We start from the raw sequence: 517 nt of genomic DNA, 5'->3' as shown, positions 1-517 counted from the left end.
GAAATGTGTTTCTTTTTTATACTGCCTTTATGCCGGTGGAGCATGTCCATCCTCAAAACGACGTTCTAAGTTAACGAACTTATTGAACTCTTTGACGAATGCAAGTTCCACTGAACCTACTGGACCGTTACGTTGTTTTGCAATAATAATTTCAATTGTATTTTTGTTTTCCGTTTCTCGATCATAGTAGTCTTCACGATATAGGAAAGCTACAATATCAGCATCCTGCTCAATACTTCCAGATTCACGAATATCAGACATCATCGGGCGTTTATCTTGACGAGATTCTACACCACGAGATAACTGTGATAAAGCAATAACAGGCACTTGCAATTCACGCGCAATCCCTTTTAAGGTACGAGAAATCTCAGATACTTCCTGCTGACGGTTTTCTCCTGATTTCCCACTTCCTTGAATAAGCTGCAAATAGTCAATCAAAATCATACCAAGACCTTGTTCTTGCTTTAATCTACGGCATTTTGCTCGAATCTCATTTACTTTAATACCTGGCGTATCA

At 38.9% G+C, this 517-nt stretch carries 1 protein-coding gene; it reads right to left on the bottom strand.

The genetic code is table 11. The features are described from left to right. Positions 1 to 27: 27 nt before the first annotated feature. Positions 28 to 517: DnaB-like helicase C-terminal domain-containing protein (locus tag ACY191_RS06995; protein ID WP_463269989.1), on the bottom strand; the 490-nt coding region annotated here is incomplete at its 5' end.

The sequence above is a fragment of the Staphylococcus sp. TCBT05 genome (genome assembly GCF_055179755.1).
Note: the sequence above shows the minus strand (reverse complement) of the source record. Positions and strands in the feature narration are given on the sequence as shown.